General features: G+C 65.8%; 12 protein-coding genes, 1 tRNA gene, 1 pseudogene and 1 riboswitch. Of the genes and pseudogenes, 9 read left to right on the top strand and 5 right to left on the bottom strand.

What is annotated here, in order from left to right; all coding sequences use genetic code 11:
* The first annotated feature begins 521 nt into the window (after positions 1-521).
* The 5 genes and pseudogenes from mobF (at position 522) to E0H50_RS41705 (ending at position 7689) form a co-directional block, all read left to right on the top strand.
* Positions 522-4211: a MobF family relaxase gene (gene mobF / locus E0H50_RS44360; protein WP_337590398.1), complete on the top strand. Its 3690-nt coding sequence runs from the start codon at positions 522-524 to the stop codon at positions 4209-4211.
* A gap of 183 nt (positions 4212-4394) precedes the next feature.
* Positions 4395-4722 (top strand): annotated as a pseudogene (locus E0H50_RS44675) (DUF3024 domain-containing protein).
* Positions 4723-5089: 367 nt separating this feature from the next.
* Positions 5090-5623: a helix-turn-helix domain-containing protein gene (locus E0H50_RS41715; protein ID WP_131296767.1), complete on the top strand. Its 534-nt coding sequence runs from the start codon at positions 5090-5092 to the stop codon at positions 5621-5623.
* A gap of 12 nt (positions 5624-5635) precedes the next feature.
* The gene (locus tag E0H50_RS41710) at positions 5636-6211 is read left to right on the top strand and encodes a PIN domain-containing protein (RefSeq protein WP_131296765.1); all 576 of its coding nucleotides are present in this window, start codon (positions 5636-5638) and stop codon (positions 6209-6211) included.
* 266 nt (positions 6212-6477) lie between these two features.
* Positions 6478-7689 (top strand): hypothetical protein, encoded by a 1212-nt coding sequence (locus tag E0H50_RS41705; protein ID WP_131296764.1) that lies wholly within the window; start codon positions 6478-6480, stop codon positions 7687-7689.
* Between the two features lie 268 nt (positions 7690-7957).
* Here the strand turns inward: E0H50_RS41705 and E0H50_RS41700 are convergent, their stop codons facing one another.
* Both E0H50_RS41700 and E0H50_RS41695 read right to left on the bottom strand, forming a co-directional pair.
* Positions 7958-9388: a helix-turn-helix domain-containing protein gene (locus tag E0H50_RS41700; protein ID WP_131296762.1), complete on the bottom strand. Its 1431-nt coding sequence runs from the start codon at positions 9386-9388 to the stop codon at positions 7958-7960.
* A 245-nt stretch (positions 9389-9633) separates the two neighbouring features.
* Positions 9634-9706: transfer RNA gene (locus E0H50_RS41695), tRNA-Lys, on the bottom strand.
* A 261-nt stretch (positions 9707-9967) separates the two neighbouring features.
* On the opposite strand from E0H50_RS41695, the gene E0H50_RS41690 reads away from it, so the two are divergent.
* Entirely contained in the window at positions 9968-10507 is a 540-nt protein-coding gene (locus E0H50_RS41690) for a G5 domain-containing protein (RefSeq protein ID WP_202868574.1), read from the top strand.
* 1 nt (position 10508) lies between these two features.
* Here E0H50_RS41690 and E0H50_RS41685 read toward each other — a convergent pair whose 3' ends face one another.
* Entirely contained in the window at positions 10509-11009 is a 501-nt protein-coding gene (locus E0H50_RS41685) for a YceI family protein (protein WP_131296758.1), read from the bottom strand.
* A 31-nt stretch (positions 11010-11040) separates the two neighbouring features.
* Positions 11041-11445 carry a pyridoxamine 5'-phosphate oxidase family protein gene (locus tag E0H50_RS41680; protein ID WP_165547481.1) on the bottom strand — a complete coding sequence of 135 codons (405 nt, stop codon included), beginning with the start codon at positions 11443-11445 and terminating at the stop codon, positions 11041-11043.
* Between the two features lie 86 nt (positions 11446-11531).
* Here E0H50_RS41680 and E0H50_RS41675 point away from each other — a divergent pair, with 86 nt between their 5' ends.
* From E0H50_RS41675 to E0H50_RS41665, 3 genes are all read left to right on the top strand, one after another.
* A complete protein-coding gene (locus tag E0H50_RS41675; RefSeq protein WP_131296754.1) occupies positions 11532-12476 on the top strand; it encodes a DUF5937 family protein in 945 nt (314 codons plus the stop codon).
* A gap of 16 nt (positions 12477-12492) precedes the next feature.
* A riboswitch (TPP riboswitch) is annotated at positions 12493-12605 on the top strand.
* Positions 12596-12799, top strand: coding sequence for a sulfur carrier protein ThiS (thiS, locus tag E0H50_RS41670; RefSeq protein ID WP_131296752.1), 204 nt, complete (start codon positions 12596-12598; stop codon positions 12797-12799). (Overlaps the previous riboswitch by 10 nt.)
* Before the next feature lie 5 nt (positions 12800-12804).
* The gene (locus tag E0H50_RS41665; RefSeq protein WP_131296751.1) at positions 12805-13578 is read left to right on the top strand and encodes a thiazole synthase; all 774 of its coding nucleotides are present in this window, start codon (positions 12805-12807) and stop codon (positions 13576-13578) included.
* Here E0H50_RS41665 and E0H50_RS41660 read toward each other — a convergent pair.
* The gene (locus tag E0H50_RS41660; protein WP_202868573.1) at positions 13553-15415 is read right to left on the bottom strand and encodes a DUF6807 family protein; all 1863 of its coding nucleotides are present in this window, start codon (positions 15413-15415) and stop codon (positions 13553-13555) included. The two genes, E0H50_RS41665 and E0H50_RS41660, sit on opposite strands and share 26 nt — an antisense overlap.
* Positions 15416-15439: the final 24 nt, after the last annotated feature.

Genomic DNA, 15439 nt, shown 5'->3' with positions numbered 1-15439 from the left:
CCACCCGCCGAAGCCGAGGCCGACTACTATGCACAAACCCGAGACGACCAACCGGTCGCACTCACATAACCGAGGGCGCACCAAACCCGGGACGGTTCAAGATGCGATCTGGCTACGGTGCGAGATGTGGCGGGTTTCTGACGTTCCTGCTGGTCAGCGGGGAGTCGTTTGTCGCCGCGCGGGTTTGACGTTATCGGACTTCGCGTCGGTCGGGAACCACGATCCTTTGCTGGGTTGAGGTTGTTCACAGCGACTCGCATCTGATGCGACGATCCCGCATCCGATGCGGGTAGGCGGAGAGTGGTTTCCGTCGCCGATCGCGGTGCGATCCCGGCACGACCGGCCCGGTTCTGGTCGATGGCGTGACGCTGTTTCGCAATGAGGAGCACGAACACCCCACACCACCACAGCAGCCCTGACAACGACCACAACCAACGCCAAACGTTGAGCACCGAGGATTGGTGACAGTCGAATAGGACTCACCACCGGTCGGCATTGCGAGCACCGTAGGGATCAGACTCGTGACCGCTCAGCCGTTGAGCCTGCATGACCGACTTGGCGAACCCACAGTACCGCGACGTTTTGGGCGGGCAACTGTGCTGAGTATCCACCGGTTGAACGCCGGAGAGGGCTACCAGTACCTGCTTCAGCACGTCGCTGCAGGAGACGTTGACCGGCGGATGGCCACGCCGTTGACGGCGTACTACACCGCGTCTGGATACCCGCGGGGCCGTTGGATGGGCCAGGGTCTCAGCGGCCTGGGCGATGGCAAGTTGCCGCCCGGAAACGAGGTGACCGAGGCTCAGATGGCTGCGCTCTTCGGGCGTGCGGAGGATCCGCTGACCGGCCGGCCTCTCGGCGAGCCGTATCGCGTTTTCAAGAGCCCTGAGGAGCGCATCCGCGAGCGGATCCGCGACCTCGCCCCAGCTCTGTCTGACTCCGAACGCGAACGTGCAGTGACGCAGATTCGCCAGGAAGAGATGCGGAAGAAGTCCCGACGGGCTGTCGCCGGTTTCGACCTCACGTTCTCGCCGGTCAAATCGGTCTCGGCGCTGTGGGCGACTGCCGATGTCGGCACGCAGGAGCAGATCGTTGCTGCCCATCACGAGGCTGTCGCTGACGTGCTGTCACTGATCGAGCAGCACGCGGCGTTCACCAGGAGCGGCGATGGCGGTATCGCGCAACTGGATACCCGCGGGTTGATCGCGGCGGCGTTCGATCACTGGGACAGCCGCAGCGGCGATCCCCAACTGCACACCCACATGGTTGTAGCGAACCGCGTACAGGGCCCGGACGGTGCTTGGCGGACCCTGGATGGGCGGGTGCTGTACCGAGCCGCGGTGGCGATGTCGGAGATCCACAACGTGCTCCTGGCCGACCACCTAACCAGGCGTCTGGGCGTGAATTGGGAGCTGCGCGAACGCGGTTCCCGGCGGAATCCGGCGTTCGAAATCGACGCCGTTCCCGACGAACTGATCCGCGAGTTCTCGGCCAGAACCGCACAGATCGAAGCCAACCTCGGCGCCCTTCTCGACGATCGCACCGACCAGATCCACCCACCCGACCGCCGCGAAATGTACGCCCTACGGCAGCAAGCGACCCTGATGAACCGCCCATCCAAGCACCTCGCCCAACCCCTTGCGGTGCTGATGGCGCAGTGGCGCAAACGCGCCGACCAAGCGATCGGGCATGACGCCGTCGCCGCCATCCAACGGTCCCTCAACGCAGCCGGCGAGCGCCCGTTGGCGGCGGCAGACCTGAGCCCGGAAACGCTCGACGCGTACGGCGCCGCGGCCGTCCTGACACTGCACACCAAGCGCGCGACCTGGACGCGCTGGAACCTCCTCGCCGAGGCCGCACGCCAAACCCGGCTGCTCAGATTCGTCTCCACGAACGACCGCTTCGCCGCGCTGCAGGCGATCGTCGAACGCGCCGAGCAACACTCGATCAGCCTCACCACACCCGACCTCGTGACCATCCCCGTCACGCGCGCCAGCGGCGAGAACGTGTTCACCGTCCACAACGGCCAGATCTACACCTCACCCGTCATCCTCGGCGCCGAAGCAATCCTGCTCGACCTCGCCTGCGACACCACCGGACCCACCATCGCCCTCGCCACTATCCACACGGCCGGTCTCAGCCCCGACAAGGCCGCCGCACTCCGCAGGATCGCCACCAGCGGCCAGAAGCTCGAAGCCCTGATCGGCCCAGCCGGCACCGGCAAAACCAGCCTCTTGTCCGCCCTCGCCGCCAGTTGGGAAGCCGAGTACGGCGACGGATCTGTCATCGCTCTCGCACCATCGTCAGCCGCCTCGACAGTCCTGGCCGACGCCATCGGCACCGCTGCTGAGAACATCGCGAAATGGATCTATGAATCCGCCGGGCTCGGAGCCGAACAACGCCGTGACCAGATCCTGCAGACCGAACACGCCGCCAGCCTCGCCCACCGAACTCGTCGCCGTCATCGGCATCAGCGATTGATCGGGCAGCTCGCAGCCCTGAGAGCCGACCGCGATCGATGGGGCTTCCACAAGAACCAGCTCGTCATCATCGACGAAGCTTCCATGGCGAGCACCATGGAACTGGCCACTATCGCCCGCGCAGCCAACACCGCCGGCGCCAAACTCCTGCTCGTCGGCGACGACGCACAACTATCCGCCGCCGACACCGGCGGTGCGTTCCGCCTCGTCGCCAAAGACACCCAGGCCGCCGAACTCACCGACGTCTGGCGCTTCTCCAACCCGTGGGAACGCGACGCCAGCCTCGCCCTCCGCAGCGGAGACCTCACCGCCATCGACGCCTACGACAACCACAGCCGACTCACCGCCGGCTCCAGCGACGAGATGGAGGACGCCGCGTACAAGGCCTGGCTCGCCGACACGCGCACCGGCCGAACCAGCCTGCTCATCGCCGCCGACAACACCACCGTCGCACGCCTCAACGCCCGCGCCCGCCTCGACCGCATGACCACCGGCGAGGTCGAACCCGACGGCATCGAACTCCACAACGGCAACCACGTCGGCCTCGGCGACCACATCGTCACCCGCCTCAACAACCGCCGCCTCCCCTACGGCCACCGCCAGTTCGTGAAGAACGGCGACCACTGGACCGTCATCCACCGCTGGTCCGACGGCTCCCTCACCGTCCAAAACCGCAACAGCGAAACTGTCACCCTGCCAAGCGCCTACGTCCAAGAATCTGTCGAACTCGCCTACGCCACCACGGCCCACCGAGCCCAAGGCGCCACCGTAGACACCGCCCACCTACTCGCGACTGAGCAGCTCACCCGAGCCCTGATGTACGTCGGCATGACCCGCGGCCGCAGGTCCAACAACGCCTACGTCGCTACCCACCAGACGAACTCGGACCTCCACGAACCTCACCCCGAGCAGACCATGCAGGACGTCCTCGAAGCCGTCATCAATGATCCTGGCGTCGAACGATCTGCGCACGAGGTGATGCGCCAAGAACTCGACAACGCCACGCGCCTCGACCGGCTCGTCCCGATCCACGAACACCTGTGCCAACTCGACGCCAAGAGGCGCTACCAACCCGCCATCGCCGCCTCCGGACTCGACCCAGCAGACCAGGCAGCGCTCCAAGCCTCCCCCGCCTACGGCCCGCTCATCGCCGAACTCCGCCGCGCCGAAAACGCCGGCCTGAACGTCGCCGACGTACTCCACCGCGCCGTCAACCAATCACCGCTCACAACCGCCGACGACGTCGCCGCAGTCATCCACAGCAGAGTGGAACGCCTGATCTACCGATCGCTGCGCCGCGCAGGGCGCCACTCGGCACAGATCGTCGGCCTCGTCACGCCGGCTACCCACGTCAGCAACCCCGAACTGATCCGGCCCCTCCGCGAACTCGAATCCCAGATCATCGAACGCGCCATCTGGCTCGCCGACGACCTCTTCGCCAAACCACCAGGCTGGTACGGCGAAATGAGTCGCCTTGCCGGCACGACGCCAGGTCGGGAACTCGCCGAGCTTGCCCGCGACATCGCCGCGTACAGGGAGCGCTACCAGATCCACGCTCACTCGATCCTCGGAGACGCGCCACCTGCGAAGGCAGTCGAACGATGTCGTCAACACGCCCGGCTCACGAAGATGGTCGCCACCCTGACATCCGAGATTGCCGAACGATCGCCCGACGGAGCGGGCATAGCTGAGGTACCGGCACAGCCCGTCTCACTACCGCAGCCAGACTGACATCGCCACGTCCGGCGATCGGCCAGGCCCTACCGACCTCGTCGGGTCGGGCCTGACGTATGACGGTCGCCCACCTGCATGGTTCCATCGACGCTGCCAGCCAGACTCCTGCTCTCCGCTAACCGATCAGCCAAGTCGCCGAACGCCGACTGCTGAGGCACGTCCGACAATTGGTGATCTGAAATGCCTCTTCCCGAAATGGACATCGCACGAGCACAGCGATGGTGCGCCGCACGAGTCCCGGCGCACGTCCGTGACCAATTGCGCATCGAGTGCGAGCTCGCTCCGCGCCACCTGACGCTCGTGGAACGACGCCCGCCATCGCACGAGAACCTCGGGCCGGTTTGGACTAGCTCGTCTGCAGTACAACGCCGCTGACAAGTCGTGGACGTTGTACTGGGCCGACCGCCACCAGCACTTCCACACCTACGGCCGACTCGCCCCGTCGCGAAGTATCGATGACCTACTAACCGAGATCGACCGCGACCCCACGAACGTCTTCTGGGGCTGACCGCAACCCAGCGGCGAGATTGTTCTGTTCCAACGAGAGACGTATCACTCCGCGTGACTGATCGATAGGCCTCGTCTAGATCGAGCGTTCAGCAAGCAGACCGTGTCTCGCATGGCCCCTATCGTGCGTCTGTCCTGTAGCACCGCCTGTGTCTAGCACGCCGTCCTGCATCGCCAAATCGGCTGCCTGCGTCAGGTGCTACATCAAATCTGACACCTTACAACCGACTCAGCTGGCATACAGTATCAACGGGCGCTAGTTGCGGCACCGACCCCACGCTCAGCAGCTTGTTTAAACACCTCAAGGTGTGCGATGATATTCGCACGTTGCGAAAGGTGGTTCGCAACGTGCGAAAACGGAGGTCGTCATGGCTGCTGAACTACTCGAGTCGCAGACGTACCTGCCCGAAGAGCAGGAGCAGTTGGCGACGGTCGCCAGCTTCCTCAGCGCACACGAAGGAAAGACTGGAGAGCGCCCGGAGCCTCGGTACTTCCTTGCGGGCGCCGAGGAGCACGACCAGATCGAGCTTCCCGAGGCGCTCCATAAGGTGCTTGTACAAGCGGTGGCAGCGCTGACCGCGGGCAAGGCGGTCACGATCTCACCGACCGTGCCGAAGTTGACGACCCAGCAAGCCGCAGATCTGCTCGGCGTCAGCCGGCCCACTGTTGTGAGGTTGACCGATTCCGGGGACCTTCCCTTCGAGCGGGTTGGTAGCCGCCGCAAGATTCTGCTGAAGGATCTGCTGGCCTATCGTGAAGCACGTCGCCAGCGGCAGTACCAGGCGATCGCGGACACATCGCTGGATGTGAGCGACGACGAGGATCCAGCAGCCGTGAACGAGCGGCTTAAGCGGATCCGGAGGCAACGCGCCGAACAGAGGCGGCAGGCCGCCGGTCTCTGAGAGTATCGAGGAGTGTTCACCGCACTCCTCGATACTTGCGTCCTCTGGCCCAGCAGACAGCGAGACTTCCTCCTCAGCCTTGCCGTGGAGAATCTCTATCGCCCGCTCTGGAGTAGCGCGATCCTCGATGAGCTCCACTATCACGAGATCGAGAAGCTCGCGGAGGACCGCGGTTTCGCTCGGGCCGAAGCGCAGCGACGCGCAGCACATCTCATCGAGCAGATGCGTAGCAATTTCGATGATGCCGAGGTCCCGAACTGGGAGCCCTACGAAGGCACGTTCGGGCTGCCAGACCCCGATGACGAGCATGTCGTCGCGGCCGCTGTCGCAGGTCATGCAGGCGCCATCGTGACGGTCAATCTCAAAGACTTCCCACAGGACAAGATCCCGCACGGCATCGAGATCGCAGTACCGAGCGAGTTCGCAGCCAACACAGTGGCTGTCTCGCCGCAGGCGGCATTGGAGGCGGTGGTCAAACTGACCCAGCGCCGGCAGAACCCACCGATTTCGATCGACGATTTCCTCACAACACTACGAGACCTGTACGGGATGCACGAAGCTGTCGAGCTCATCCAAGACGTCCGATAGTCGCTGGTCAGTGACACAGCAGTTGCGCCGCATGCTGCAGGTCACCACCTGAAGGTCGAGTTGGCTGTGATGCCGGTCGTGTCCAGCAAAAGCCAACAGCATACGAACGAGCGCGCTCCCCAGACGGCGATCCTTACCGCCCACAACCGTCAACTCGTGCTCCTCGAGGGCTGAAGTTTCGGCTATCCAGAAGAAGCAACTGCCGATCCCTCGATCGATGTCGGCGGGTCCCGATACGCTGGCCGCAGGGCACGAAGGGGCGGGAAATGGCAGGCCAAATCGAACTGTTCAGCGACGGCGACGGTGTCGTGGTGGCCGGTCAACGGACTGCCGTCGAACGCTTCCTCGATCACGCTGGCTTGTTGATGCAGGCGCAGGAGTTCGGCCTGAGCAGGCTAAGCGGTGTTCTGAAGGCGGGCGCTGACGTCGCGACGACGGCCTCTGGCGTCATGGCGCAGTCGGCACTCTACTTGAAATTGACCCCCGAGTCCGCACAGCGACTTAGGGACGCGGGCGGTCTGATGAAGACCAAGACTGAGGGCATCAGCCACGCCATGCTCGGTGAGACGGGCAAGCATTCACTCAAGTGGCTCCAAGTCGAGGATGGCCTGGGCTCTCGGCTGACGAATCCGGCGGTGCTCTCCGGCATCGGTGGGCTCATGAGTCAGTTTGCGCAACAGTCCGAAGCGCAAGAACTCAGAGCACTGCTCGTCAGGATCGACGAGAAGCTCGATGACGTACGACGTTCCCAGCGTGATGCCGTGCTCGCCAAACTGAAGAGCGCAGTAGCAGCAATCGAGGAGGCCATGACGATCCGCGGGTATGGCGGTGATCCGAAAACGCTGTGGGACAAGGTGAGCGGTGTATCCGAGACGATCCTGAACGTGCAGGAGGAGGCCTTGCTTGCGCTCCAGGCCCTCGCCGACAAAATCGACGGCAAGAGCAAGACCGGAGAGTTGAAGAAGGCGACACAACAGATCGCGCGAGAGGCGGCGATCCAGCTCTCGATCCTCGCGCGTTGCTTCGAACTTCAAGACGAGTTCCGAGTCGTCGAGCTTGATCACGTGCTCGCCACAGCGCCGGAGAGGCTTGAAGGGCATCGGCTCGGTGTAGCAAATGCTCGCGAGATTCGACGGGCGATCGTCCTTAAAAGCACCGAGCGACTCATGGCTCAGATGGATGTCGCGGGTGGCCTCGCAAACGAGAACGTGATCCTTCACGCGAGTGCAGCACGGTCCGTGATCCACTCACTCAACTCGACGGCGGCGCTGCTCGATGAGTTCCATGCCCCGCTCGGCATCGAATCCACGCGCGCCCCACTCAGTGCTACCTCCTGGCGAGACGCGTTGCGTGATCCTCAGCAGCTGAAGGTCGCTGGCAAAGAAGCCGGAACTAAGGCACTCATCGGCACAGTGGGAGCCCTTGGGGTGTCCGCTCTCGCTGTGGTTGCGAAGAATGGCTCCAAGCCTGGAGCGTGAACGCCGGTCAGGCGGCACCGACGGCTCGCGTGGGAGTACAGGTTCGCCGTGTTCAGACCTCGCGTGCCCGGGAACTCAGCGCGCATGTCGCGTGCGAGCTGCAGGATGCCTAGCAGGCAGCCCGGGGGCCTGCCGTCGAAGGATTTCGCTGCCGATCGCCCAGATGACGTGAACACTTCGGTGTTGACGGCCAGTTGCGCCCGGGTCCGCCGGCGCGGACCTCGACCTGCGTGGGGCCACGGGTGCGCGGGGCGGCCGACAGCGGTTCTCACCAGAGGTCGAGGTCGGCGAACTCCTGGTCCAGGGCGGTTGCTGCGGAGGGGTTGTGGATTCGGCGGCCCATGTAGACGTCTTGGGTTATGGAGACTTGGGCTTGGCCTAGGTGGTCGGCTATTTGGCGGGCGGATTGGCCTCGGCGGTCTAGGGCGGTAGCGGTGGTTTTGCGGAAGGTGTGCGAGCGGATCCAGGTGAGGGCGTCTGAGGGTGAGGGCTGGGCTGCTTGGTCGACTTGGGCGCTGAGGGTGGGGGATGCGTCGAGGTTTATGCGGTAGGTCTTGACGAGGATGGCTACGAGTTCGCGGTCGAGCTTGATGCGGCCGTTCTCGATGAGTTCGAGTCTGGTCTTTGGCCAGCCGAGCTTCGTGACGACCTGTTTGCGGGTGAGGCCGGCTTGGAGGCGGGCGGATCGGAGGGTATTGCCTAGGTCGCGGCGGGCGGTGCTGGCTACGGGGGACAAAGCGCGGCGGAGGGCTCGGCGGACGTTGGACGGGTCTCGGAAGCCTCCGAGGGAGTCTGCGAAGATGGGTTCGTCGGGGAGGACGCCGGCCGCGTGGCGTCGGCGGAGCATGGTGACGGCCCAGTCTGGGAGGGGTAGGGCGCGTACGCCGGCCTTGGACTTCGGGGCCTTGCGGATCAAGCCTTGGCCTGGGACGCGGACCATGGTGTGAGTGATCTCGACTGCGCTGGACTCGAGGTTCACCTGGGACCAGAGGACTGCGAGCGACTCGCCGATTCGGACGCCTGTGCCGAGCATGAAGATCACCAGGTCAGGAAGGTCGGCTCGTACGGCGGCTTCGTCGGTGGTCAGGAGTTGCCGTAGGCCGGCGATCTCTTCGTTGGTGAGTGCTCGGGGCGGGTCCTTCGGGCGGGCCTCGATCGCTTCGACCTCGCGGACCGGGTTGACGGTCAGAGCGCCGTACCGGACGGCGAGTTGCATCATGCCGGACACGACTGCGCGGCAGGTCTTCGCTGTGGATCGACCGGCGTTGCGCTTGATGGTTCCGATGACTCTGTCGATGCGTGGTGTGGTTGCCTCACCGATCAACAGGTCGCCGAGGGCGGGGCGTACGTGGTTCTTGATGGCTGTGCGGTACGTCGTCAGCGTCGTCGGTGATCGACGGCCGTCTTCGATACGTTCCTCGAGCTTCTCGATCCACAGATCGATGAGGTCGTTGATCTTGTCCGTCGGGCTCAGCTCGCCGTACTGCGTGATCTTTGCCCGGTCTCGCAGCTTCGTGAGTAAGCGGTGCTCGGCTGCGCCCTTGGTCTTGGCGGACGCGGTGACCTCACGGGTACGTCCGTCGTGGTCACGGAAGTACGCGGACGCGCGCCAGGAGACGACCTTGCCCTCGGCGTCCTTCCTCTCAGCACGGGATCGGACGTTGCCCCACGTTCCGATCGGAAGGTGCGGTCTGCTCATCTCAGCCCTCCACAGTCCAGCTGCGTGTGGAAGCTCAACGGCTGGGCGGGCCGGAGATCGGGCAAAACGAGAGCAGTGCGACAGGATGCGATACGTCGCTCAGCAACGCGCCGCCAGCTGGCTACGCGGAGCCGCCGATCCCCGTCAGATGGGCATGCATCGGCCACTCTGAGTATTGGCAGAGTTTGCGCAGACCCAACTTTCCAGACCGAGGCGCCGATGTGCGCCTGACCTGCGGAAAGAGGTAGGCCCCGTGGGACTCGAACCCACAACCCGCGGATTAAAAGTCCGCTGCTCTGCCAATTGAGCTAGAGGCCCTCATCTGGTGAGGGGAACAGTGTGTCAGGTTTGGTGGGGGTTTGCTTGGTTGGGGGGTTGGGGTGAGGGGTTGTGCGGGGGGTGGGGTGGTGGTACAGATCGAAGTTCGCTCGGGTTGTCCGGGTGCTGGCAATCCTGCCGCGGGGGGAACCGACGGCGGGTTTGGGGGGATGGATCGTGTTGTTGTTGCGTGCTGCGGTGGGGACGTTTGCGGTGGTGGGGCTGGTTGTGGGGTGTGGGGCGGATTCGACTACGTCGGGGGTGGGTGAGCCGGCTGCGATTGCCAGTGTGCGGGTCAGCGTGACGCCTACGCCGGTCAGGACGGCGACATCCGCTCCGGTGACGACGCCGAAGACGACGCCCAAGGTGAGCGCCAAGCCGAAGGTCACGACCAAGGAGGTCGTGGAGGTTCGGGTGATTCCGTTCAAGAAGAAGACTGTGACGGATGACTCGTTGGCTAAGGGTGAGCGGACGATTCGTACGGCGGGGGTCAACGGGACGCGGCGGCTCATCTACCGGGTCACGTTCGTGAACGGCGTGCAGACGGGTAAGCGGTTGGTTCGGCAGGAGGTGGCGAAGGAGCCTCGGTCGCAGGTGACGGCGGTGGGGACGAAGGTTGAGGAGCCGGAGGAGTCCGGCGGGTGTGACTCTAACTACTCCGGTTGTGTGCCGATTGCCAGTGACGTCGACTGTTCGGGCGGGAGCGGGAACGGGCCTGAGTACGTCGACGGTCCGATCGAGGTCGTCGGCACCGACATTTACCGCCTCGACGCCGACGACGACGGGATCGCCTGCGAGTAGTTCACGCGCGGCGGGTGGCGGTGAGGGATAGGGACAGGGCCACGTGCGGGTGGATGAGCGCTGTGGTCAGGGGGTTCCAGTTGGCGTTCCAGGTGTGGCGGTTGATGGGGTGGGACGTCTCCAGAAGGACTTCGTCGGGGGTCGCGGTCAGAGTGAAGGGGATGGTGACGGGGTGGGTTACGCCGCGGATTGTCAGGTCGCCGGTTACGTCGACGTGGTCTGGGTCGGTCGGTACGACGTCGGTTGCGACGAACGTCATCGCCGGGTACGTCGACGTACCGAAGAAGTCCTGGCGTAGTTGAGAGTCGCGGCGGGCGTTGCCGGTGTCGACGCTCTCCAGCTGAACGGTGAGCCAGCCGGTCGACGCCGCCGGGTCCGTGGCGTTCACAAAAAACGCGCCTTCGAACGTCGTGAATCGGCCGTGCACCTTGCCGCCCACGCGGTGCGCGGCCACGAACCCGATCCGGGTCCGCTCCCCATCGAGTACGTAATCGTCGCTCATACCCCGTACGACGAGGTAGCCCGCGGAACTGTCAGTCGATCACCGCTGTGGTGATGCGCCGTGGCGTGATGTCGAACATAGAGTCCTCGGGTGGGTGCGCCAGGTACGCCGCGCGGGCTTCCTCCGGGAGGTACTTCGAAACCATCGCGTTCAGCAGGTCCGGGTCGAGGGGGAGGAAGCGCGCCACGCCCTGCATGTTGACGTACCGAGCCGTCGCCCCCTCGACCGACTGGATCGAGAGGGACAGCTCGCCGGTACCAGTCCGGTGGAGCCTGGTCTTCCTAGAAGAAGACGGTGTCATCACCTGGAATCTGTTCTCGTCAGGCAGGTGGTGGAACCACACCGGCGTCACATGCGGCGACCAGCCCGGGTCGTCGACGGCCAGCACGGCCACCAGCGGCTGCGCCAGGAACTCTGCTACTTCCTCGTCTTTCATCGCTCGAAACCCCATGAAAACCACGTTCCCACCAGCCACCGACACTATTCGGCCATACTTCGTGTCGTGACGGAAAGCGAGGCGCGGTGCTCACCTATGTCCTGAACTCACAGGACCTGGCGGACGTCAGGTTCGCGGTGTCGCCCGTCGCAGAGATGGTGCTGTCGTTGCGCGCGCTGAAGGATCCCGGCCGGTTTCCGCTGCAGCTCGGCTGGGTTCGCGCCGTTCAGCCGCAGGTCGCCGCGCTGGATTGGTCCGTACTGCGGTGGCTCGTCAACGACACCATGGGCAGCCCGGACTTCCTGACACCACGACCGACCTCACCGCTGACCCAGCTCTCCGACGAGCTGGAGGTGATCGCAAACGTAAAAACAGACACGTTCGAGCGCCAACTCGCAGCGGTCAACGGAGAAGTCCCGCAAGATCTGACCATCGACAAGGTGGTCCAGACCCTGAGCCAGTACTGGGACGCCGTCATGGCGCCGTACTGGGGCCGCATGCGCACCCTCCTCTCCGCCGACATCAGCTACCGAGGACACGTCGTCACCCAGCAAGGAACCGGCGCGATGCTCAACGGTCTGGGTCCGGCGATCACGTACGCCGACGGGCTGCTCGAGGTCGACCGCGTGGCCGAGCAGAGCCGCACCGAACACGTCGACGGTCGCGGGCTCGTACTGCAGCCGACCCTGTTCGGGCCGCACGCCGTCATCCCGTTCGATCCCGGCGCCGAACCGCTGCTGGGCTACCCGCCTCGCGGTCAGGCCCATCTGTGGTCGGTCGTCGAGCCGCCGTCCCGCCATGACCTCGCCCAGTTGATCGGTACGCCGAGAGCGCACATCCTCGCGCTCCTCACCCATCCCCGGACGACGACCGACCTGGCCAGCGAGCTAAAAGTCACCCCGTCCGCGGTTAGCCAGCACCTGCAACTCCTCCGGCGTACCGGTCTGGTCGAGCCGCAACGCACCGGAAAACAGGTCCTCTACCGCCCCACCGAACTGGCCGTCCTTCTGACTGGTGAGACCGTCGACTGACCCGTCAGCTATAGTCGAAAGCGTCCGCGGGAGCTCGCATGGGAGTGGGCTGAGAGGGTGACCGATCTGTCACCGACCGCTGAACCTGAATCGGGTAATTCCGGCGTAGGGAGGAAGCGATGGAATCGGTCTGGGTGAACGGTGCGGCGGTCGACGTACCGCCCGGCAAGTCGGTGGCCGAGCTGATCGCGGAGTACTCCGATCGCGCCACCGGGATCGCGGTCGCGGTGAACCAGAACGTGCTGACCAAGGCCGAGTGGGCGCAGACCACGCTCGAGCCGGGCGACCGGGTCGAGATCGTCAGCGCGACGCAGGGAGGCTGACTGGCATGGATGATCCACTGGAGCTCGGCGGGCGGACGTACACGTCGCGGCTGATCATGGGGACCGGCGGTTCGGCCAACCTGGAAGTGATGGAGGAGGCATTGATTGCCTCTGGCACCCAACTGACCACGGTCGCGATGCGCCGGCTCGGCACCGGGCACGAGGGCTCGGTGCTCGACGTACTGAAGAAACACAGCATCGACGTCCTGCCGAACACAGCCGGCTGCCACACCGCGGCCGAGGCTGTGCTGACCGCGAAGCTGGCCCGTGAGGCGCTCGGGACCGACCTGATCAAGGTCGAGGTCGTGGCCGACGACCATCTGCTGCTGCCGGACCCGGTCGAGCTGCTCGATGCCGTGGATGCCTTGGTGGCCGACGGTTTCACCGTGCTGCCGTACACGAACGACGACCCGATCCTGGCCCGCCGCCTGGAGCAGGCCGGTTGTGCGGCCGTGATGCCGTTGGCCGCACCCATCGGTTCGGCGCTCGGGATCCGGAACCCGCACAACATCGCGCTGATCGCCGAGGCGGCGAACGTCCCGGTGATCGTGGACGCCGGCATCGGTACGGCGAGTGACGCCGCGCTGGCGATGGAACTCGGCTGTGCCGCGGTCATGCTCGCGACCCCGGTGACCCGCGCGGAGAAGCCCGCCCTGATGGCGGCCGCGATGCGCGACGCCGTCTCGGCAGGCCGGAACGCGCGCCTCGCCGGCCGCGTGCCGAAGAGGTGGCAGTCGGCGCTGGCGTCATCGCCTACAACTGGCCTGCCAACGTTTTAGCCTCCGCCGCGTCCACCGCACGGTCCAGCAGGAGCGCGGTGAGCGACAGCGTCAGTTCCTGGTTCGGCTGCAGTGTCAACGGCTCGTCCCACGCGAGCGCCGGGCACGCGCCGACGTACTCGGCGGTGCGCAGGAACCACGGCCGCACCCGCTCCGGCTGGAACAACAGCAGGCTGACATCGCCCTGAACGAGGGCGAGCCACGGACTGCTCGATCCGAACGCCGCGTCCCGCCCGTCGCCGTCGGCGCTCAGCACGGTCGTCGCTCCGGACGGCAGTCGCCAGAAGATCCCGCCGTACCCTGCGCCCTCGCGTCCACAGGTCGCCGGGCTGTCGATCCGGATCGAGCCGTACCGGGCGGTCAGCACGCTGTGCCAGTCGAGGCGCCAGCCACCGAAGGCGAGGTCGCCGGTGAGGCGCCGGCGTTCGACCAGTTGGGGCCGGCCCTGTTCGTCGTACCAGGTGATGTCGTCGACCAGCTCGTGACGGTCGACGGTGACGCCTCGGCTGCGTTGCTGACCGTGGTTCGTCAGGAAGGTCGGGCCTTGACCGCGGACGTACGTCCGGCCGCCCCAGTGCGACGTGCCGTTGACCTGCGCGATCGACAGTGAGAGCCCGTAGTGGTGCCGATGGTCGACCGGGCTGACCTCGGTCAGCGGGTGCCCGCCGAGCGTCCGGACCGGGTGCAGGTACGGCCGCGGGGCATGCACCTGCGGCATCCGCCGGCCGAACTCGTACCGCGCAAGCAGCCCCGCCGAGCTTCCGAGCGCGAAGATGTCCCCCTGCTGCTGCCACCCGATCCGGTCGGCCGCACCGTCGCCCTGCATCCGCGGCTCCGGCGGCACCGGACCGGTACTCGCCCGCACCGCCAGCCGCAACTCAGGTACGGCGCCCTCGTCGTCAGACCCTGCCGTGATCGACGCGTGCATCCGCTGCCACGCGAGCTCGCCGAGGTCCGTCTGCGGCACCCGCACGGTCGTCAGCGACGGTACGGCGAACCGCGCGAGGCCGATGTCGTCCATCCCGGTCACGGACAGATCGTCCGGTACGGCGACCCCGACCTCGTTCAACCGCGCCAGCAACCCGAACGCCACCAGGTCGTTGAACGCGACGACCGCGGTGACCTGCGCGTCGAGCACCCGCTCCACGGCGGCGTACCCGTCCTCGATCGACCGGCCGCACTCGAGCCGGACGAGCTCCAGCCCCGGGATCTCCCGCTCGGCGACGGCAAGCGCCTGCAGCCGCAGCACGTTGGACGCGCTCGCCGCCGGGCCGGACAGGAACGCGAGCCGCCGGTGTCCGAGACCGACCAGGTGATCGACGACGATCCGTACGCCGCGGCCGTAGTCGACGACCACCGACGCCACCTCCGCCGGGCCTTGACGGTTGACCAGGATCACCGGCTGCACCTGCGGCAGGAGCTCGAGCAACGCCTCCTCGTCCATCCGCGGCGAGACCATGATCAACGCGTCGCAGCGGCGCCGCGCCTCGATCGCGATCGCCGCCTCGGCGTCCGGGTCCTCGTCCGTCTCGGCGACCAGCACCTTGTAGCCGGCCGCCGCGGACGCGTTCGTGATGCCGCGCAGGATCTGCTGGAACAACGGGTTGCCGAGGTCCGGGACGACCAGCGCGACCATGTTCGTCCGGCCCAGCGACAGGCTCCGGGCCAGGTCGCTCGGCCGGTAGTTGAGCCGCTCCGCCGCGGCGCGCACCCGGGCGACGATCTCGGGTGCGACACTGAGCCGTCCGTTCATCACCCGGGACACGGTCGCCCGCGACACCTCCGCCGCCCGCGCGACGTCGGCAATCGTGATCGAGTCCTTCGGTGTCCGTCCCACCCCCGTATCCTCTCCCGATGGAAA

Origin of the sequence: Kribbella sindirgiensis (genome assembly GCF_004331435.1) — a bacterium.
In the GTDB taxonomy this organism is placed as follows: domain Bacteria; phylum Actinomycetota; class Actinomycetes; order Propionibacteriales; family Kribbellaceae; genus Kribbella; species Kribbella sindirgiensis.
Note: the sequence above shows the minus strand (reverse complement) of the source record. Positions and strands in the feature narration are given on the sequence as shown.